Raw genomic sequence first — 21983 nt, 5'->3', positions numbered from 1 at the left:
TAGTATATGTTTAAAGTTATTCTTCTCTTCCACCACCCAGTGCCTGGTAAAGGCTTACTACTGCCTGCATTCGATCAAAGCAATCAGAAACCTGAGAGATTTGTGCGCTCAGGTAAGACTGTTGTGCAGACAATACTTCCAGGTAGGTTGAGGTCCCTAAGTTAAACAATTCTTTTGTATCTTCCGAAGCTTTTTTAGCCGATTCTACCTGCATTTGGCGAGATTCTACCTTTTCACTGGTCTTTTGGTATAAACTTAGCGCATTGCTAACCTCACTACCAGCATTCAATAAGGCTTGTTGGAAAGATAATTTCGCTTGTTCTTCCTGCGCTTTAGCAGCTTTCAGGCGAGCGATGTTCTGTCCGCGGTAGAACAATGGCTGTGTCAGTGAACCGACAACAGAGGCCAACAATTTGCCGGGATTAACGATTCCGGCTCCTGAATTATTTGTCCATCCTGCTGAACCGCTAAGTGTGATTTGCGGATAGAAAGCGGCACGAGCCGAGTTGGTATTATAATAGCAACTAGCCAATGACATTTCGGCTGCTTTTACGTCCGGACGATTGGATAATAGCTGGATAGGCACACCGGCGGAAAGTTCGGTTGGAAGTACTTGTGCCTCCAATTCACCACGCTTGATGGCATGGGGAGCCTCTCCCAAAAGAGTAGACAGTGCATTTTCCGTTTCGCGGATACTCTGCTCGATATCAGGAATACTGGCAAGTACCTGTGCGTAAGCGGCTTTACTTTGTTCTACACCAGCTGAATTGATGCTATACATGGCCGCATCTTTCATGGCTTCCATCGTTTCTGCATTCTTTTTCAGAATTTCTGCTGTAGCCTTGGTTATTTCCAACTGGCGGTCCAACATCATTAATGTATAATACATATTGGCGACGTTAGAGATAACCTGTGTCTGTACTGCCTGGCGGTAAGCCTTAGTTTGCTTCAGAGTAACCTGGGCACTCCGTTTAGCATTCAGTAGCTGACCAAACAAATCAATTTGCCAACTAGCTGTGACAGGTAATGAATAAGTTTTTGTAGCTGCGTTCTTGTCGAAGCTGCTAATCGTTCCTTGCGGAGACAATCCCAGTGACGGAGCATAAGCCAAACGTGCCGACATCAGGGATGCTTCTGCCGCTTTCACATTCTGTGCAGCAGATAAGAGGTCCGTATTTTGTTTCAGTCCCGCTTCGATGAGTGACTGGAGTTGCGGGTCGGTGAAGACTTCTCTCCACGGCAGATTTCCGAAATTAGCTGTATCCGAAGCCAGTGTATCATTATCCGCTACCGGATCGCGATACAGGCCGGAAGTAGTGATATCTTCGGGTCTGTCATACGACTTATAGATGTGGCAGCTGCTCAAGAGAGCAGTTGCGCACAACATATATAGAATCTGTTTCTTCATATCGAATTTCATTATTTAGCGTATTGTTCAATCTCTGTTACGGCATCTGCATTGTCAATATCTTCCCATTCCATCGGTTTAACTTTCTCTTGCAGATACTGGAAGATAACAAACAAGGCAGGAACGATGAAAATTTGGCAAATCATACCGATTAACATACCACCGATAGAGGCAGTACCTAGTGTACGGTTACCGTGGGCACCTACACCGAAGGCAAACATCAACGGAAGCAAACCGACTACCATCGCCAATGATGTCATCAGAATCGGGCGGAGACGAGCACCGGCACCCAATACAGCTGCCCAAGTGATACTCATACCCATCTTGCGACGATCTAGGGCGAACTCTACGATCAAGATGGCATTCTTCGCCAACAGACCCATCAACATGATTAACGCGATCTGCATATAGATATTGTTTGACATCGTACCCAGAATCATCTTCAATGCCGAAATATTACCGATAGCACTTACACCATTCACAAACAGGAAACTGCCTAACAGACCGAACGGAATGGATAATAATACGGCCAATGGAAGAATGTAACTTTCGTACTGTGCACTCAACAATAAGTAAACGAATACAAAACAGAGTACAAAAATCAGTCCGGTAGCACTTCCGCTACTTTGAGCCTCTTCACGCGCCATACCTCCTAGTTCATACGTATAACCGGTAGGCAGGTTTTCTTGAGCAACTTCGGCAAGAGCCGTCAATGCCTGACCGGATGTATAACCACTTGCCGGAGCTACCATTACTTTCATAGAGGTATAAAGGTTGAAACGACTAATAATATCCGGACCATATACTTTCTCCACAGAAATGAACTGGGCAATCGGGGCCATCTCGCCTGCACTATTACGCACCTTGATATTTTTTAAAGATTCCAGGTTTTTGCGTGATAACGGATCTGACTGAATCATAACACGATACATCTTACCGAAACGATTGAAGTTGGATGCGTACAAACCTCCGTAATATCCTTGCATAGTAGTGAGGATATCGCTCGGGCTGATGCCAGCTTTTTTACAAGCTGCCGCATCAATGTCAATCATGTATTGCGGGAAATTCGGGTTGAAGGAAGTCTTTGCTGAATTAATTTCCGGACGTGCTTCCAATGCTGCCGTATAATCATTAACCACATCGAAGAATTTGTTCAGATCACCACCGGTCTTATCCTGCATATTCACTTCAATATCCGTAGATGCCGAGTAACCCGGGATCATAGGAGGAGCGAAGAACAATACTTGTGCTTCTTTGATAATCTTCTGTGCACGCATATATAAGGAGCCGACCACAACGTCTGAATTCTGTATCATGGAACGTTCGTCCCAGTCTTTCAGTTTGATAATGAAAGAACCATAGGAAGGTCCCTGACCACCGATAAAGCTGAATCCGGAAATCATAGTACGTGACAATACCGCAGGATCGGAAGCGATCAGACTGTCTACACGTGCCAAAATCTCTTCGGAACGGTCTTGAGAAGTACCCGGAGGTAATGTTACTGCTCCCATCAGTGTTCCGGTATCTTCATTAGGTACCATACCTGTCGGGGTGGTGTTCATGAAGAATACAAGTATCGCAATGGAAGCGACAACTAATCCCATAGACAACCATTTCTTCTGGATAAAGAACAGTACTCGTTTCTTATAACGTTTCAGGATTGATTCGTATGTATCGTTGAATCTGTTTTTAAACTTCTTCGTACTCATTCCAATCAGTGCCAGAACACTAAGCACTACGAAAATAGCAGTAACTATCGGATTGATACTGAACAAACCAAAGATCATGCCGAGAATGGCAATAAGCGTGAAAGTAAGTGTAATTCCCGGATGCAACATCTTCCCGATAGCTTCGGTATATCTGTTGATCATAGTTGTATGGGCTGCCGTATAGGCTACTTTCATACGTTCTTTCAATGTGGAGTCTTCCGTTGTTCCATCTTCTTTTTTGTGAGGTTTCAGAAGAACGGCGCACAAAGCCGGACTCAAAGTCAATGCGTTCAATGCAGACAGACCGATAGCGATAGCCATAGTCATACCGAACTGACGATAGAATGTTCCTGCTGTACCTCCCATGAAACTTACCGGAACGAATACAGCCATCATGACCAACGTAATAGATACGATAGCACCACCCAATTCATTCATGGCATCGATAGAAGCCAGACGGGCAGATGTATAACCTTGGTCAAGCTTGGCATGCACACCCTCGACGACCACAATCGCATCGTCGACCACAATCGCAATAGCAAGCACGAGCGCACATAACGTCAACAAGTTCAAACTGAATCCTACCAGGGACAGGATGAAGAAAGTACCGATCAGAGCTACCGGAATGGCAATAGTCGGAATCAATGTCGAACGTAAATCCTGCAAGAAGATATACACTACGATAAACACCAGGATAAATGCTTCGATCAACGTCTTCAATACTTCATGGATAGAAGCGAAGAGGAAGTCGTTGGCATTCATGGAGATGTTCAGTTTCAATCCGGTAGGTAACGTTTTTGATGCTTCATCCAACAATGCTTCAATATCACTGATGGTCTGTGTCGCATTGGTTCCTGCCATCTGGTATACGATACAAGTCACAGATTTGTGGCCGTCTACCCGGTTGGTAAAGTTATATCCCAAACGGTCCAGCTGAATTTCTGCTATATCTTTCAGACGGAGTACTTCACCGTCAGGAAGAGATTTGATAACGATATTTTCAAACTCTTCAGGCTGTTGCAAACGTCCTTTATAGCGGATAGTATATTGGAAAGTTTGGTTACTTCGTTCACCGAACTGTCCTGGAGCTGCTTCGACATTTTGTTCTGCCAGAGCAGTGGAAACATCACTAGGTACGAGCTTGTATTGTGCCATGACGTCCGGTCGTAACCAGATACGCATAGAATAATCCTGACCCAAAACGTTAGCATCACCTACACCTTGAACACGTTGTACTTGTGGGATTAGGTTGATTTTAGCATAGTTTTCAATAAATGATTCGCTATATGTATCTGTCTCGTCATATAGAGAGAATACTACCAGCATGGAAGTCTGGCGTTTTTGGGTGGTTACACCGACTTTAGTTACTTCGGCAGGCAACAGACCTTGTGCCATAGAGACACGGTTTTGTACATTGACAGCGGCCATGTCCGGGTCTGTTCCTTGTTTAAAATATATGGATATCTCACCGGAACCTGTGTTTGACGCAGTTGAGGTCATATACATCATGTTTTCTACACCGTTGATCTGTTCCTCCAATGGAGCAATCACGGAATTCAATACGGTCGATGCACTGGCTCCCGTATAGGTGGCTCTTACCGAAACGGTAGGAGGCGCGATGTCCGGATACTGCGTGATAGGCAGTGTCGCCAATCCGATAGCCCCCAGGATGACTATCAGGATAGAAATAACGGTTGATAGTACCGGACGGTTAATAAATCTATCTAATTTCATATGATTATCTGATTATTAGTTGAAGGCTGTGGCTAAATTACCGTCGCGTTGGTCTTTCAAATGTTGTTGATAGTTTGCTTCTTTCTGCGCTGGTGTGATAGGTTGAACCTTCTGGCCATCTTTCAGGTTTTGTACTCCTTCGATTACAATTTTATCTCCTGAATTCAAACCGGAAGTAACCAAGTACTCTTTCCCGTTATCCAGATTAAAGATTTTGATTTCTGTATATTTCACTGTGTTGTCCGGTTGCAGAACATAAACGAACTTCTTATCCTGGATTTCTACTGTTGCAGACTGCGGTATAGTGATTACATTCTCCATGGTATAAGGAATCAGAGCGTTTGCCGTGCCTCCACTACGCAATACATGTTCCTTATTCGGGAAGATAGCACGAATGCTTACCGAACCGGTAGATTGGTCGATAACGCCTGTGATAGCGTCTACTTTTCCATCTACATCGTATGTGGAACCGTCGATTAGTTGCAGTTTGATAGTCGGTATCTTGCTGATTTCTTCTTTGATTGTGCTACCGGACTTGGTCATTGCCAGCAATTCCTTTTCTGTCATTGAGAAGTATACGTATACTTCGTCAATTTCGGATACGGTAGTCATCGGTGTAGCGATAGAAGGGCTTACTAGTGCCCCTATACGATAAGGAATATCGTTGATAACACCATCTGACGGGCTTTTAACTTGTGTGAATGACAAGTTCTGTTGAGCAGTGGTCAGTTGTGCTTTTGCCTGTGCCAACTGTGCTTTGGTTTGTGCCAGAGAGTTTTCTGCCATTGCCAGGTCATAGTCACTGATAATTTGCTTCTTGTTCAACTCTTTCTTATTGTCATACGTCATTTGTTGAGTGCTCACTGCTGCTTCGGCTGTAGCAACTGCTGCTTTGGCAGTGCGTACGGCTGCTTCATATTGAGTCGGGTCAACAATGAACAACACTTGTCCCTTACGTACAGTTGCTCCTTCGTCTACACACAGTTTCGTGATGAAGCCCGATACTTGGGGGCGGATTTCTACATCTTGTTTACCTTTGATTGTAGCCGGATAAGCGGTTGTTAAATTGGCAGTTGTTTTTTGTAACTCTTGTACTGCATATTCAGGAGCCTTTCCTGTGTCATTGCCCTTATTGCCACAACTAGACAAGAGGGCTACGCAAAATGCAAATAAAACAATTCTACTTTTCATACTTAATAAATATCTGTTTTTTAATTTAATGCGTTTGTTGCCAGTGTGCTGTTCGTCCATATAGATTAAGGGGGTTAAGGAAGAAAAAGCCGGAAACTAATTCGGTTAAATTAGTTTCCGGCTGCAAAAATACTTTAAATTCGGTATTCTTGTTCTCTGATACCGTGTTTTTTAACTATGTTTTTTACTTTATTTTATGATATACAGGAGTCATAATAAAACTTAACTCATAATCTTGGTAAGGAAGACGGTATTTTTCCAGTGGTATAGCTCCCCAACTGTTCACACAAGCAAGCCCTGCTTGTGCCTTATCGATACAGAAATTGGTGAAGTCTGCCTTTTCTACTTCCGGTGAGTGACGTTGATCTTTACCGTCACCGTCATCCAATGACTCGATGGTATAATTCAGGGCAGAAGCAGAGAAAGGAGCATCCGATATGAATTGCAATCCGTTACCACTAATGTTCAGAAGTCTCCACCAGCGGATATCCGTTTTGGTTCCGGTTTCCTGCGGGCGGATGTAAGGATAGAATTGTTCTTCTATTGTCTGGCGGTATTTGCCTAGCATGGCTCCGTGGTTACGGTCAGCATAGTTTTCTCCCGGACCACGGCCGTAGTACTCCACCTCATTGAAGTTGACAGGCATACGCATTTGCATACCGAAGCGGAACATTTCAGAAACCTTCTTGCTCTTGTCTGCCACCATCTTCTGCGTAACCTTCACTGCACCTTTATTATTAATAGTATAAGTCAGTGACAATGTTCCACCTATCGATTTCATATCATATTCAGCACGAACCACTGCCTGATCGTTTTCAATAGCATGTTTTAGAGAAGTCAGTTTCAGCTCCGGATTCTTCCATGCAGCATATTTATGTTGCAGTCCGGCTCCGAAATCATTGTCGGTCGGTGCACGCCAGAAGTTAGGAGTCAATGCGCTGCCGTCTTCCATCATTTGCATACCATTGACGTCGTAGCGACAAAGGTAACCATTGTGCTTATTGAAGTCCATAGAGAAGTTTTCACCTTTCACAATCAGGTAATTGCGGTCGTTGTCCAAAATACTGGGCACGATAACCGGAATATTGGAAGCCTGTTGATTTTCCAGTTTCAGTTCCGGTGCTTTGTAGTCGCGGATGCTTAACTGGTCGTAAGCGATAGTCGTTCCTGCCGGCAGCAACGTTTCGGCGGCTTTCAGTTTATAGCTCACATTCAGCAACAATTCCTTGCAAGGACAGATATTCTTCACGTTAAACGGAATTTGCACTTTCACAGTTTGCTGGGGTGCAACTTTCAGGTCGGATACAATGCCTGTTTGCACTACTTCCCCGTTTGCCAGTAATTGCCATTCCATATAATATGCAGAGAGGTCGCGGAAGAAATATTCGTTGAAGATATTGATTTCACCTTTGGTAAGATCCGCAGGAGTAGTCCATATATCCTGATAGAAATAAGCTACTTCATAAGCATGCGGATTAGGCACGCGGTCGGGGCTGATTAAACCGTTATCGTTGAAGTTGTTGTCCGAAGCGTCGTATTTGTTGAAATCACCGCCATAACCATAGATATTTACTCCGTCTTTGTTTTTCCAGTGGCAGGACTGATCTACAAAGTCCCAGATAAATCCACCCTGATATTTCGGATATTTGCGGATGATGTCCCAGTATTCTTTGAATCCTCCCTGTGAATTACCCATTGCGTGCGCGTATTCGCATTGGATTAACGGCTTTTGGATGTCGCCTTCGCTATATTTGATACAAGCGTCGTAGTCATAATACATCGGGCAGAAAATATCGGTGAATTCGCTGGTTCCTGCTTGTTCATACTGTACGGCACGTGTCTTGTCTTCGTTCTTAATCCAAGTGTAGCATTCCTCAAAGTTCGGTCCCATGCCGGCTTCGTTGCCCAGTGACCAGAAGATGATGGACGGATGGTTGTATCCGCGTTGTACATTGCGTTGGTTACGCTCCATGTGAGCTTTAGCGTAACTCGGGTTCTTTGCCAGTGTCTGATCGCCGTAACCCATTCCGTGAGATTCTACGTTGGCTTCGGCCACTACATACAGACCATATTGGTCACAAAGGTCATACCAACGGTTGTCGTCCGGATAATGACAAGTACGTACAGCGTTGATATTCAATTCTTTCATCACTTTGATATCCTGCAACATACGTTCGAGAGAAACGACATAACCGCCGTCCGGGTCCATTTCGTGACGGTCGGCTCCTTTGAAGAGTACCGGTTGCCCGTTGACGAGTATCTGTCCGCCTTTCAGCTCAATCTTGCGGAATCCTACTTTAACGGGGATTACTTCTACTACGTTGTTGCCGTTTTTCAGTGTAGCGGTCAGCGTGTAGAGATTAGGCGTTTCGGCAGTCCATTTGGCCGGGTTGGAGATGGATAGGGTAGTGTTTAATTTGCCAGAGCCTTTCAGGTCGGCAGTTGCTACACTGTTACCTTGAGTATCTGTCAAGTCCAAGGCAACTGTGCCGCTTCCTTTCAGATCAACGGCTATGTTCAGCGTACCGTCTTTATATTGGCTATCCAAATCTGGAGTGAGGCGAATATCCTGGATGTATTTCTTGTCACGTGCGTAAAGATAGCAGTCACGTCCTACGCTAGAGTAGCGGAAGAAGTCCTGATCTTCCAGATAACTGCCGTCGCACCAGCGGAATACCTGGAAGGCAATCACGTTTTTACCCGGTTTCAGGTAGTTGGTCAGGTTGAACTCGGCTTCCAGTTTGCTGTCTTCGCTATATCCTACGTAACGTCCGTTCACCCAAAGGTACATGTTGGAAGTTACCGAGCCGAAATGCGCAAAAATCTCTTTGCCTTTCCAGTCGGCGGGAAGGATGATTTCTTTCCGGTAAGAGCCTACGTGATTGTTTTCTGTCGGCACTTGCGGAGGATTGTTTTTGAATTGGCTTCTCCAGGCATATCCTACGTTGACATAGATAGGATCACCGTAACCGTTCAACTCCCAAACGCCAGGCACCTGAAGGTCATCCCAACCTTTGTCGTTGAAATTAGTCTGGTAAAAGTCGGTCGGGCGTGCGTCTGCGTGTCTCACCCAGTTGAATTTCCAAAGACCGTTCAGGGTCATGAAATTTGCGGAATTTTCTTTAATGCCGGCTTTAGCTTCATCAGCCGATGCGAAAGCAAAGTAATTAGTGTGCATAGCGGAGCGGTTTGCGGAATTCACTTCCGGATCTTTCCACTCGTTGAAGCTTTGCGCTTGAATTGCTGTCAGTCCCAATGCAGCCAAGCAGCAAGAGAGTAGTTGTTTCTTCATGGGTTTTTTGTATTAGGTTTGAATTTCGGGAGTCAAAGATAGGGAATAATTTGATTAATAAAAGAGAATAATAAGTCTAATAGGTATGTCAATAGTTCAATTTTAATTTATTTATGAACTATTCAATGGAGTCTGGTAATGGTATGTGGAGTTGGCATAGATTTACGGTGAAAGAAGAACTTGGTAAATTAACTTTTTGAGTATCACCTCTCGAGTATGGTAAAGTCAAGAAGAAACGATGAATAGGCTGTATTTTTCTAGCGTGACATCCTGATACTATGAGTAATACAGCTAATTTTAATGCTTTTTATTTCTTATTTGTACTATTTTGTCCCTTTTTAGTATGATAATTGTATCTTAAAAACTATTACAATCACTTAATTTGTGGCGAGTGTTTTTAACAAACCTATTTCAAATTCTTAAATTTATTATTATGAACAAACTGACGAGACTAAAAAGATGCAAGAGGTGCATCAGTACGTTAATGCTTATGTGTTGTTCGCTCTTGGCATGGGCGCAAAATACAGTAACGGGAACTGTATTGGATGAATCTAACTTAGAGGTGATTGGTGCCAATGTAAAGGAAAAAGGTACGGCCAACGGTGCTATTACTGACATGAATGGTGTTTTCCATTTAAAAGTAAGCAATCTTCAAAAAGCAGTTCTGCAAATTTCGTTCATGGGATATGAACCTCAAGAAGTGCCATTAAATGGACGCAAACAACTGAAAATTATTTTAAAAGAAACGGCCAATGAACTTCAGGAAGTTACAGTTGTGGCCTATGGTACACAAAAGAAAGAAACTCTGACAGGAGCTATTTCTGCTGTAAACAATGAAGCGTTGATACGTTCGCCGAATGCAAGTGTGGCCAATTCCCTGGCGGGTCAGATTACAGGACTCTCATCCGTCCAGACTAGCGGTCAGCCGGGACAGGAAGACCCTAAGGTGTTTATTCGCGGAGTGGGGTCCTTGACAGAAAGTGCTTCCTCTCCTTTGATTTTGGTGGATGGTATAGAACGTTCGTTTTATCAAATGGACCCGAATGAAATAGAGAGCGTGACGGTTCTGAAAGACGCTTCTGCTACTGCCGTGTTCGGTGTGCGTGGTGCAAATGGCGTAATTTTGGTGACTACACGTCGTGGTAAGGAAGGCAAAGCGAAAATTTCCGTAAATTCTTCGGTTGGTATCCAGATGCCCACCCGTATGCTTGAAATGGCAGACAGCTATACGTATGCTACTTTAAGAAACGAGATTATAACAAATGACAAACCAAATGCTACCGAGAACGATTTGGTGTTCAATAATTATGCAGTTGAACGGTTCAGATTGAATGATGAACCTATTATGTACCCCAGTATCGACTGGAGAAAGTATCTGCTTAATAAAACATCTATGCAGACACAGCATAACCTGAATATTTCCGGAGGAACAAAGGATATACGTTACTTCATATCTTTAGGTTTCTTATATCAGAATGGTCTGTTGAAACAGTTTGAAGGAGTGGGGTATGATAATAATTATAAATACAAAAGATACAATTATCGTGCGAATTTAGACTTTAATGTAACTAAGACTACCACGCTGAAGATTGGTATCGGCGGCATTGTAGGTAACCGGAATGAACCGATGATTAATGATGCGACTAATTCGATCTGGACACTGATTAATCAGACAACTCCGTTCAGTAGTCCGGGTGTAATTGACGGACAACTCATAGTTACCCCCGAGGAACGTTTTGATAATAAAATAAATCTGGGCAACAGTGCTTTGCCTAAATGTTATGGAACGGGTTACTCAACTGCTATTAATAATACGATGAATCTGGACCTTCTGTTGAATCAGAAGTTGGACTTCATAACCAAAGGATTGTCGGCGGAAATAAAAGGTGCTTATAATACGAGTTATGGTTTTACCAAAAAGCGTAAAGGGCAAGTGGAACAATTTATGCCTTTCTATCAATCTTCTTTGGAAGATCCGTCACTTGGTTATGATTCGCCAGATTTCAACAAGAATATTGTTTATAAGATCAAAGGAGAAAATAAGAGCTTGCAATATGAGGAAACTTCCTCGCGGGCACGAGACTGGTATCTGGAAGCAAGCTTGAGATATAACCGTAAGTTTGGTTTTCATAATGTCGGGGGATTGTTCTTGTACAATCAGAGTAAGAAATACTATCCCGCTCAATGGGTGGGAGTACCGTCTGCTTACATCGGTTTTGTAGGCCGTCTGACGTATGATTACAAATCCCGCTATATGGCAGAAGTTAACTTCGGTTATAATGGTTCTGAGAATTTTGCTCCGGGTAAGAGATTCGGTGCGTTTCCTGCCGGTTCCATCGGTTATATCCTGTCGGAAGAGGCCTTCATGAAAAAACAGAAGGTGGTTGATTATCTGAAATTCCGTGCTTCTGTCGGCTTGGTCGGAAATGACAATCTTGGAAATAACCGCTTCTTATTCCTGCCGGATTCTTATGATGTGAATCTGAGCGGAGTAGACGGGTGGAATAACAATAAGTATGGATTCAACTTTGGTTATAACAGCAAGGCGTTAATTCTGGGTGCATTGGAGAAGCGTCTGGGCAATCCGAACGTGACTTGGGAAACTGCGCTGAAACAGAACTATGGATTGGACGTTCATTTCTTGAAGAGCCGTCTGAAAATCTCTTTGGACTATTTCCTCGAAGAACGTAAGGATATTCTCATCAATCGTAAGACAGTACCTTTATTAACGGGGTTGACTTCATCAATTCTACCTGCCGTAAATATGGGTAAAGTGAAAAACCGTGGATATGAGGTAGAAGTGAGGTGGAATGACAAGATCGGGCAGGTTCAGTATAATGTTCAGGCAAACGTTTCCTATTCAAAGAATAAGATTATTTTCCAAGACGAAGTTGAGCCTAATGAACCTTATATGTGGCGGACAGGAAATCCGGTCGGAACACTCTTCGGGTATGTGGCGGACGGTTTCTATACAGAAGCGGACTTCGGAGAGAACGGCAAACTGGTGGCAGGTCTGCCCGATCCGGGTGTGTCCGTGAAGCCGGGTGATGTGAAATACCGGGATTTGAACGGTGATGAGGAAATTACTTCCGACGACCAGACTATCATTGGAAACCCGACTCGTCCGGCTTATACATTCGGATTGAATTATGGTATCAATTACAAAGGCTTTTTCCTGACGATGAACTGGACTGGTGCTGCACAACGCTCTTTGTTGCTGGACGGAGCTTTCAGAGAACCTTTTGGTAATGGTAAAATCCGTGGTTTGATGCAGTTCCATGCAGATACGCGCTGGACACCGGAAACGGCTAATACAGCTACTACACCGCGGTTTACAGAGACAAATGCAGTCTATAATATGCGTTCCTCCTCTTTGTGGGTGCGAGACGGTTCTTATTTGAAGCTGAAGAATGTGACAATAGGATATAACTTCACAGATAAGAAGATGTTGAAGAAACTGGGTATCCAGCAGTTAGGTATAAAACTGACAGGCTATAATCTGCTGACTTTTGATAAGTTTGACATCATGGACCCTGAATGTAATCCGAATAATGCGGATTCTTACCCTATCATTAAAATATATAATTTAGGTATTAATCTAACCTTTTAATAGTGCTGACAATGAAAAACTATAAAAAATATATAGGCTGTCTTTCTCTCTCTGTATTGACACTGATAGGGTGCGAAGACCTTAAATTTGGAGAGAAATTTCTGGATAAGCCGATAAGTAACGAACAGAATATCGATTCTGTTTTTAACAAAAAGGTATATGCTGAGCAGGCACTGGCGGAAACTTATCATTCCCTGCCGGATTATCTGCCGATGCAAGGACGTCTGGGATATGGCGTTCTGGAAATGCTAACCGATCTGGGTGACTGGACGAAAAAGGGAGCGCCTAAATTCTATACAGGAACAGTGGACGGAACAAATACATATCTGGAACATCTTCCATATCGGTTGGATGTCGCCAGTGCTACGATAGGAGTAGGGCCGGTTTATGGTATTCGAAGAGCCTACATTTACATTGAGAATGTGGATAGAATGCCGGATATGACTGCGGATGAGAAAGCGATAGGAAAAGCGGAAGCGCAAGTAATCATTGCCTATCATTATTCTCAAATGCTCCGTTATTATGGTGGTATGCCGTGGATAGACCATGCATATACGGCAGAAGATGCGATGAAATTTCCTCGTATGACAGTGGAAGAAACCGTACAGAAGATTGTTGGATTACTGGATGCGGCAGCCTCTGTACTGCCTTGGCAGGTGAATGCAGATAATGACGGACGAATGACGGCTGCTTCTGCTTTAGCGTTAAAGTCCAGGGTGCTTCAGTTTGTGGCGAGTCCTTTATTTAATGCTGAAAGACCCTATTTGGAAGGAGATGCTTCGTCTCAATTCCTTACTTGGTATGGTAACTATTCACCAGACAGGTGGCAGAAGGCGTTGGATGCCGGATTAGAATTTATGCGGGCTAATAAAAAGAACTCGGACGCTTATCAACTGGTGAATACAGGTAATCCCCGCGATGATTTTGCAGCAGGATATTTCAATCGCCATAACGGTGAAGTCTTGATTTCTTCCAGAAGATTCACCACTTATGCTACGGGAAACCTTCCGTTTGCCCAGGTGCGTTATGGAGTTGCTTCTCCTACATTGACTTATGTCGATATGTTTCAGATGAAAGACGGAACAGAATTCGACTGGAACAATCCGGACCATAATAAATTCCCTTTCTTTGATAAGGACGGAAACCCCAGAAGAGACATCCGCTTATATGAAACGGTTGCTGTGAATGGAGATAAGTTTAAGGGCGCCCAGAAAGTGCAGATTTACGAAGGAGCCACCCAGGCGCCTTATAAAGACGGACGAATGAGTTACAATGGGGTTGCCATGAGAAAATTCATACGGAACTTCAATGACGAAGTGAATGGTAAATTTTATTCTTGTCCGTTGATCCGCCTTCCGGAGGTTTATTTGAATATGGCCGAAGCGATGAACGAATTGAATAAGGCGGAAGTCCGTGATGAGTTTGGCAATACGGCTTATGATTATCTGAATAAAACCAGACTGCGTGCAGGTATGCCTGCGATTTCGGCAACAGATGTTCCGGCTGGCAAACCGTTGCGTGAAGCGATATTACGCGAAAGAGCCATTGAATTCGGCTATGAAGAAGTACGCTATTTCGATCTGGTACGTTGGAAACGCGCAGATATATTTACCGGACAATTGTCACGTCTGATTATTAAAAAAGCGGCCGGTGAGCCAAGCGGCTTTTCTTATGCCGTATCTCATGCAATGGCGGAAACGCGTCAGTATGCAAAACCTGAAAAGTGGAACGACAAGTATTTCCTGTTGCCTCTGCCTATAGATGAGATAAACAAGAAATATGGATTGATTCAGAATCCGGGTTGGTAATAATCAAATCGTTGAACAATAAGAAGAATGATTATGAATAAATCACTTTATATCGTAGCTTTCTCGTTGGCATTTGCCACTACGGGTATAGCGCAAAATAATGAAGGACAAGATAAGGTAATCGATCTGGGCACACAGACGACCACTGAATTACGGAAGACACAGGCTGTCTCTACCATTTATTCGGATGAATTAGATAAAAATGCTACCACTAGTCCTTACAATGCCATTTATGGCCTGTTGCCGGGATTGAGTGTGATGCAGAACACTAGTTGGGGCACAGATAAATCTCGTCTCAATGTGCGGGGACGCGGTTCTTTGAATGGAGATACACCTTTATTTGTAGTAGATGGTTTTGCACGCCCTCTCGAATATATCAACCTTTCGGAAATAGAATCAATATCCGTTTTGAAAGACGGTGCTGCTACTGCTCTTTGGGGAGGCAGAGGCGCTAACGGAGTGGTATTGATAACTACCAAACGCGGTATATATAACCAGAAGGATATAAAAGTAGACTACAAGTTCGGTTTAGGCTTACCTGTTAATCAGCCGGAATTTGCCGATGCTTATACCTATGCCAAAGCCCGTAATGAAGCATTGAGATATGATGGCTTGCAACCGGACATGGATGAGGCTTCTTTCCTGTCCGGAGGCAATAGCGATCTTTATCCGAATGTGGACTGGCAGAAAGAAGCGTTACGCAATCATACAACCAGTCATCAACTGGACATCACTTTCCGCGGAGGTGGCAAGCGGCTTCGTTATTTCAGTGTCCTCAATTACAAAAACGATATGGGACTGCTGAATAGCAAGTACACTGATTATACAGATCGCTATAACTCCCAGATGAAGAAATACTTCCTCAATCTTCGCATGAATCTGGATGTGGATATTACGGACGCGACAAAATTGAAATTGAGTATGCTCGGTATGCTGCGAGAGACCAAGCGTCCCACCACATCGGAAGCTACTTTGTTTGAACAGATTTTCAACACCCCGTCCGCCGCATTTCCCGTGCAGACACAGAATGGATTCTGGGGCAGTAACAATGTGCTGAAAACAAATCCGATAGCCAATCTGGCGGACGTAGGTTATTATAAACTGAATCAGCGTATGTTGCAGGCGGATTTGCGGTTGGTGCAGGATTTGTCTGTATTGACTCGCGGGTTGAGTGCGGAACTCGCTATTGCTTATGATAATAATGCAACCTATCAGGAAACAGCTAAGAAAAGTTTTATGTACCAGACCATTGAAAAAGGCATAGACGGAGAACCGATTTACACGAATTACGGAAATCCTAACGATGAACTGGAAATCAGCAACAAAGGATTGGCCAATCAATACATACATGCCAATTTTGAAGCGAAGGTCAATTATCACCGGACATGGGATAAACATGATTTTACGGCCAGTGCTATGTTTCGTCAAGAATCAATGACGTTGACAGGGGCTAATAACAGTCGTTACCGTCAATACATCATCGGAACCGCAGGTTATAATTTTGACAACCGTTATATGGTGGATATCGTAGCCAACTGTTTTGGCAGCAGCGTGTTGGGGAAGAACGACAAGTATCGTGCATATCCCGCCATTTCTGCCGCCTGGATACTTTCGAACGAGAATTTCATGAAAGAAATTTCCGCTTTTGATTATCTGAAACTTCGTGCTTCTTACGGACGCTCCGGATATGATATTTATGATTATGACATGGATAAGCAATATTGGGTAGGAAGCGGTGCTTACTATTTTCAGGCCGGAAATACTTCTGCCGGAAGTAGCCTGAAGGAAGGAGTGTTGGCAATGGAACAACTGGATCTGGAAGTTGCGGATAAATATAATATCGGTTTGGATATGAGCCTGTTCAAGGGACTGACTTTTTCTATTGACGGTTTTTATGACAAGCACACTAATATCCTGATTGACGGAAGTGGGCTGATCTCATCGGCAATCGGGGTTACTATTCCGCAGATGAATGCAGGAAAGGTGGAAACAAAAGGAACGGAACTCTCTGCCATGTGGAAAAAGGAATACAAGGACTTCAACTATTATATCGGAGCCAACTTCTCCTATGCCAAAAGTAAAGTCGTAGAAAATGCTGAGGGATATCAGCCGTATGGCTATTTGTCTAAAAAAGGTTACCCTGTCGGGCAGTGTTTTGGCTGGGAGGCTATCGGTTATTTCAGAGATGAGGCGGACATAAAGAGCAGTCCGGTGCAGAAATTCTCGGAAGTACGTCCAGGTGATGTCAAGTACAGGGATCTGAATGGCGATAACGTGATTGACAACAATGACCAGAAGGCGATAGGATATTCCACTGCCATACCGGAGATTTATTATGGCATTAATTTGGGATTTGAATATAAAGGTTTCGGCGTGGATGCTCTTTTTCAAGGAGTAGCCCATTATAGTGTGATGTTGAACACTGCCAGCGTATACTGGCCGTTGAGAAACAACACGAATATTTCCAACTGGTATCTGAATGACAGAATCCGCTGGACGGAAGAAACGAAAGACATCGCAAATGTCCCCCGCCTGACCACGCTGGATAATGCCAATAACTTCAGAAACAGTACACAGTGGTTGGAAAACGGGAGCTATTTCAAACTTCGTAACCTGAATGTCTACTATAACCTTCCTTCCTCTTGGGTGAAGAAAATGAAAATGGAGAAGATTCAGGTATATGCGAGAGCTAATAATCTTTTTTCGCTCGATCATGTGAAGTATATGAACAGTGAAGATCTGAAAATCAATTATCCGGATATGACTTCTGTTTATTTCGGGTTGAATATTAACTTCTAAAATGTGAGATGACCATGAGAAAATATATCCTATTATATACAGGTTTGCTATTATCCGTATCGGGGTGTAGCTTGCTCGAATTGGACGAATCGACAGGCTTGGACAGGGAAGAGGCCTATTCCTACTTTAGCAATGTGAAAGGTTTGGCTACCTACGTTTATAGCCAGTTGCCCGGAGATCTCGGAGTGCTCGACGGGGCTTTGAGGGAGTCTGCAACGGATAATTCTGTTTATGTCTGGAGTGATAATAGTGTTCACGACTTTTATAACAATGCCTGGAGTCCCAACAATGCAGTCGATAATATGTGGTCGAAGTGCTATGGAGCTATCCGTTCCGTCAATTCATTTCTTGAAAACTATTCACAGGAAAAACTGGAGCGTTTCCGCTGGAACGACACGTATGAAGAAGACATTGCCAAAGCTACCATGTATCGTGAAGAATTACGGGTGTTGCGAGCTTTTTATCTGTTCGAACTGGCTAAACGATACGGTGATATTCCACTTTTGACACGTACGTATGCTTTGGATGAAATCAACGGTGTGGAAAAGGCTTCTTTCAATGAAGTGATAAAATATATCTGTGATGAATGTAGTGACGCGGCCAAAACTCTGCCTGTCAGTCATCAGGACTTTTGGGCGGAGACGGGACGTGTGACCAAAGGTACGGCGTTGGCATTGAAATCCCGTGCTCTTCTTTATGCGGCGAGTTTGTTGCATAATCCCGCACAGGATGCCGATAAATGGAAAGCGGCTGCCGATGCGGCTTATGCTATCATAAAAGAGAACTGGTACAGTTTGCCGAAGACGAATGTAGATCCTCTGTATGACAAGAATGGTGGAAACGATGTATTGAAATCTCCGCAATTAATTTTTGAACGTAGAAATGGGGAAAGCTTTGATTTTGAAGCTAACAATTTGCCCATCAGTTATGAAAAGGGGAAAACAGGCAACGTGCCCACCCAGAATCTGGTGGATGCCTTCCAGATGACTAATGGAAAAGACTTTGACTGGGAACAGATTACACCGGGGCAGAATCCGTATGAAGGCAGAGACCCAAGATTCTATAAAACGGTGCTTTGCAATGGCGATACATGGATGAACTCGACCATCCAGTCTTATGAAGGAGGAAAAGACGGTGCCGGAACAACCGGAGCGACTACCACAGGTTATTATTTGAAGAAGTATATGAATGAGACTGTTTCTCTAGCTCCTTCCAATGAGAAAAAGAAACCGCACCATTTCATCATATTCCGTTATGCGGAAATTCTCCTGAACTATGCGGAAGCAATGGATGCCTGGAAAGACGCTGATTATACGGATAATGATCATCCGTTGTCTGCACGTGCGGCACTGAATCAGGTGCGTGCTGCTGCTGATATGCCTGCCATTACAACAAGCGGCGACGCGTTTACTGAAAGCGTCCGTCGTGAAAGACGAGTGGAACTTGCGTTCGAAGACCATAGGTTCTGGGATATCCGCCGTTGGAAAATCGGTGATAAAACCAAAGCTATTTATTGCATCAAGATCACTATGGAAAACGGCTTGCCTGTTTATAAGAAAGAATTGCTTGAAACACGTAACTGGGATGATAAGATGTATTTATATCCTATACCACAGACTGAATATTATAAGAATCCTAATTTAGGTCAAAATACAGGCTGGTAACTATGACTAAGCGAACCCTAAAAGTTTTTGTCTAACTTTTAGGGTTCATTTTTATGGGAAGAAGTCCTTTTCTATGTGTGGTCCCTTGTTCCAGTTTTATGCTGCAGGATCCGGGGCCTCACCGCTACCGCCTTCGTCCGGATTTTCCGGTTTATTTCCCCCTCCATTTCCGGAAGAGGTGCCGCCGTTTCCTTCCGTCTTGTAGATACTTACATTATCCAGCATATCCTTAAATTTATATCCCGGAGTAAATACGATTTTCACTCGTCGAACGGTATCGGCATCTACATCTTTTTCTTCATTCTGACTTTTACAGTTCATGCCCGGACGGAAACATCCGAAGTCACCTAATTGCACAGACAATCCTTTGTTTAGGTTCGTGTTCAACGCATCAATCAGTGCGTCAATCACGTGTTTCACTGCGCCTTCGGGAATCATACCGAACATGGATACTTCCTTGCATAAATCTCTGAAATTTACCGTATTGGTAATTACATTCTGTGCTACATACTTTTCAGTCTTTGTTTTGTCAAAGCCGAAAACTCTTTTCTTGACAACATACTTTAATGCCATAGTCTTTCTTCTTTTAATAGTTAGTTAATCTGTTTTATTGTTGTTTTGTGATCACGATGCAAAGATATGGTTTCCGAAATTCATGACCAAGCTAAAAAAGAATTGTGCGTTAATAAATTAGTTAATAAGTAGAATGCTGCTGTATTGGGGAATTTTATGTAAAAAAGATTTGGCAGAAAGATAGAAGAAGAGGATGCCGATTAAGATATTGGGGTATCAAGTGTGGGGAAGGCATCCTCTTCAAAGATAGAACGAAAGGACTACTTGCACAAGCAATCTTTTTCGCTTTGTTGTCTATCTTCTATATATACTGGTAAGGGTTATGATTCTGAATTATTCCGTGTCTTCTTTGGTTCGCAGGCTGACTAACTCTGTCCACTTGCTTATACTTAAGTCGAACCCTCCTTTCTCCAGATGTTGGAGGGCGGTTCTAAAATGTCGTATTACTTTTTCTGTATCATTGGTTGTTTTATACTCAAGCTCTCCAAGTGCATATTCAAGACGTGCCATTTGGATGTAATCTAACAAGGTATAGTTTTCGTCAACGGATAAAGTTGAAAGATAGTTCAACAAGTCAAATGCTTTTTCTCGTTCTTCATCTGATAAGTTGGAGATGGGGCGGCGCGCGATAGGGTGCTGCATTACTAAAATAATGTTTTCTTTCAGGTCGTCGTACATATCTTTGTTATGTTTGTCGCATCATTTCCCTGTGGTGCGCGGTTTAAAAAAAGAGAGCTCTAAGTTTGCAGTTAATAGATAAGAGGTCGGAAATTTATTTTAAAAAAGTCAAGCGAGACGAATAATTACCTCCGCATCTTATCAGGAAAATATCAGTCTTATTATCTTTGTTGTATTAAGATAAAGACTGATAGGCGGGAAGAGGACACCATAAAAGAGAAAGCACTTGAGGCTAGCCCACGTAACGGCCTCTCTCCGCCAAGCTGCAAAGCTCCGATAGAATATCAAGGTTGCGAGCCTATTTAGAGTTTAGAGTTCAAACAGCTTTTACCAGTCTTAGAAAAGTACAGCAAAAATATGAAAAAATTATTTATTGGAATTGATTTTTCAAAGGAGAAACTTGACGCGACGATAATTCTCGCATGTGGAATGAACGAAATAGGCTCCCGTGAGTATGGGTGTTTCCCAAATAACACTACGGGCTACCGCAAGTTATGTAATTGGGTTAAAACAAACGCTTGGAATACAATTGCTGAGGAATGGCTATTCTGTGGAGAAGACACAGGTTCATGTAGTATAGGACTGAGCAAATGGCTTTACGGAAAAGGCTATGACATATGGATTGAGAACGCTTACGCCATAAAACATAGCAGTGGTATCCAGCGTGTGAAAAACGATAAGGCGGACTCAGCAATCATTGCTGAATACGCATGGAGACAACAGGACAAGGTTGTACCCTTTGAACCATTGAATGAATCCCTTGCGCAACTAAGGGAGATTTTCCTCTATAGGCATAAGCTAGTTGGGCAAAGAGTGGCAATGGAATTACGAAAAGAGGACAAATCACAATCAAACAAGTCAAAAGCAATATCCTTCATCAACCGCAAGAGCAAACACCTTATTGCGGAGATAAACAAAACAATTGCCGAATGCGATAAGGCCATTGATAGCATAATAGAGGCGGATGAGGAACTGAAAGAAAATTATGCTATTATAACCTCAATAAAAGGCGTAGCCAGGCAAAACGCAACCTGTATGTTGGTCTACACAAACAACTTCAAAAAATTCGGATATGACCCAAGAAAGATTGCATGCTATTATGGAGTTGCCCCCTTTGGTAAACAATCCGGAACGAGTGTAAATACACCTGCTCATACAAGCCATTTCGCCAATAAACTTATTAAATCATTATTAGGACAAGCAGCTCATATAGCCAAAATATATAATCCCGAAATTAGAGATTACTATCAAAGACTGATTAGTAAGGGAAAGAAGCCTCAAGTGGCTTTAAATAATGTCAAGAACAAACTCATAAGAATCATAGTGGCATTAGTCAGGAAGAAAGTACCATATGATCAAAATACATACAAATATTATGAAGAACGAGAAGTTATAGAAAGGAAAAAGAACGAGAAGTTAATTTATTGTTAAACGGAATAAGAGATTAGGATATTAGCATAGAATACGTGGGAAACTACCAACTGTACGCCAACCATAGGCTCGGCAAAGACCCTCCG

General features: G+C 43.0%; 11 protein-coding genes. 5 read left to right on the top strand and 6 right to left on the bottom strand.

Features of this window, described 5'->3' with window-relative positions:
- Window positions 1-16: 16 nt before the first annotated feature.
- From CJF29_RS22880 to CJF29_RS22865, 4 genes are all read right to left on the bottom strand, one after another.
- Complete coding sequence (locus CJF29_RS22880; RefSeq protein WP_004307480.1) at window positions 17-1408, bottom strand: TolC family protein; 1392 nt, start codon at window positions 1406-1408, stop codon at window positions 17-19.
- An 11-nt stretch (window positions 1409-1419) separates the two neighbouring features.
- Complete coding sequence (locus CJF29_RS22875) at window positions 1420-4851, bottom strand: efflux RND transporter permease subunit (protein ID WP_008998205.1); 3432 nt, start codon at window positions 4849-4851, stop codon at window positions 1420-1422.
- Window positions 4852-4866: 15 nt separating this feature from the next.
- On the bottom strand, window positions 4867-6042 hold the full coding sequence (locus CJF29_RS22870) for an efflux RND transporter periplasmic adaptor subunit (RefSeq protein ID WP_032841908.1): 1176 nt from the start codon (window positions 6040-6042) through the stop codon (window positions 4867-4869).
- 184 nt (window positions 6043-6226) lie between these two features.
- Entirely contained in the window at window positions 6227-9334 is a 3108-nt protein-coding gene (locus CJF29_RS22865) for a glycoside hydrolase family 2 TIM barrel-domain containing protein (RefSeq protein ID WP_099147481.1), read from the bottom strand.
- Window positions 9335-9818: 484 nt separating this feature from the next.
- Between CJF29_RS22865 and CJF29_RS22860 the strand changes: the two genes are divergently transcribed.
- From CJF29_RS22860 to CJF29_RS22845, 4 genes are read left to right on the top strand one after another with little or no spacing between them, the layout of a single operon-like run.
- Window positions 9819-12944 (top strand): SusC/RagA family TonB-linked outer membrane protein, encoded by a 3126-nt coding sequence (locus CJF29_RS22860; protein WP_004298342.1) that lies wholly within the window; start codon window positions 9819-9821, stop codon window positions 12942-12944.
- A gap of 11 nt (window positions 12945-12955) precedes the next feature.
- The gene (locus CJF29_RS22855; protein ID WP_099147482.1) at window positions 12956-14752 is read left to right on the top strand and encodes a RagB/SusD family nutrient uptake outer membrane protein; all 1797 of its coding nucleotides are present in this window, start codon (window positions 12956-12958) and stop codon (window positions 14750-14752) included.
- Window positions 14753-14779: 27 nt separating this feature from the next.
- On the top strand, window positions 14780-17551 hold the full coding sequence (locus CJF29_RS22850; protein ID WP_099147483.1) for a SusC/RagA family TonB-linked outer membrane protein: 2772 nt from the start codon (window positions 14780-14782) through the stop codon (window positions 17549-17551).
- An 8-nt stretch (window positions 17552-17559) separates the two neighbouring features.
- The gene (locus tag CJF29_RS22845; protein WP_099147484.1) at window positions 17560-19215 is read left to right on the top strand and encodes a RagB/SusD family nutrient uptake outer membrane protein; all 1656 of its coding nucleotides are present in this window, start codon (window positions 17560-17562) and stop codon (window positions 19213-19215) included.
- A 96-nt stretch (window positions 19216-19311) separates the two neighbouring features.
- Here the strand turns inward: CJF29_RS22845 and CJF29_RS22840 are convergent, their stop codons facing one another.
- Together CJF29_RS22840 and CJF29_RS22835 are read right to left on the bottom strand one after the other, a co-directional pair.
- Window positions 19312-19788 (bottom strand): HU family DNA-binding protein, encoded by a 477-nt coding sequence (locus CJF29_RS22840; RefSeq protein ID WP_004307476.1) that lies wholly within the window; start codon window positions 19786-19788, stop codon window positions 19312-19314.
- 333 nt (window positions 19789-20121) lie between these two features.
- Window positions 20122-20466, bottom strand: coding sequence for a hypothetical protein (locus tag CJF29_RS22835; RefSeq protein WP_004307475.1), 345 nt, complete (start codon window positions 20464-20466; stop codon window positions 20122-20124).
- A gap of 357 nt (window positions 20467-20823) precedes the next feature.
- Between CJF29_RS22835 and CJF29_RS22830 the strand changes: the two genes are divergently transcribed.
- A complete protein-coding gene (locus CJF29_RS22830) occupies window positions 20824-21897 on the top strand; it encodes an IS110 family transposase (protein WP_008645115.1) in 1074 nt (357 codons plus the stop codon).
- Window positions 21898-21983 lie beyond the last annotated feature (86 nt).

Origin of the sequence: Bacteroides celer, from assembly GCF_002632415.2 — a bacterium.
In the GTDB taxonomy this organism is placed as follows: domain Bacteria; phylum Bacteroidota; class Bacteroidia; order Bacteroidales; family Bacteroidaceae; genus Bacteroides.
Note: the sequence above shows the minus strand (reverse complement) of the source record. Positions and strands in the feature narration are given on the sequence as shown.